Origin of the sequence: Rahnella sp. GSA61A (assembly GCF_019969905.1) — a bacterium.
Taxonomy (GTDB): domain Bacteria; phylum Pseudomonadota; class Gammaproteobacteria; order Enterobacterales; family Enterobacteriaceae; genus Rahnella; species Rahnella aceris.
The window spans coordinates 1-317 of record NZ_JAHXYO010000064.1; the positions used below are offsets into that span (position 1 = coordinate 1).

The window sequence follows — 317 nt, forward strand, 5'->3', positions numbered from 1 at the left end:
CTAACACCGGGAAGCAGCCGATCAGCGTCAAGCACAACGCGACCCATGCCCAGGTGTCGCTGTCGTCTTCATTAATTTTTTTGCAGTTCGCCACCAGATCGCGGATATCGCAGAGCTGATCCACAAATGGGATCATGGAAATCACCGTCCCTGTGACGACCTGTCCGGTAGTTTGTCCGGTATTGAAATCTCCCTGCAGGGTTTCCCAAATCCATTGGCCTGCGGCCTCAATTTTTCTTTGTCCGCTGCAGACCCAGCTGTCAGGTGGCGGGGTGAAAAATGCCAGCGCCTTTTCGAAATTGTCATCCATTGGTGAT

1 pseudogene is annotated in these 317 nt (G+C 52.7%); it reads right to left on the minus strand.

Annotated features, from left to right (window positions below):
- A pseudogene (locus tag LC431_RS26250) lies at positions 1–310 on the minus strand (hypothetical protein); the annotation flags it as partial.
- Positions 311–317 lie beyond the last annotated feature (7 nt).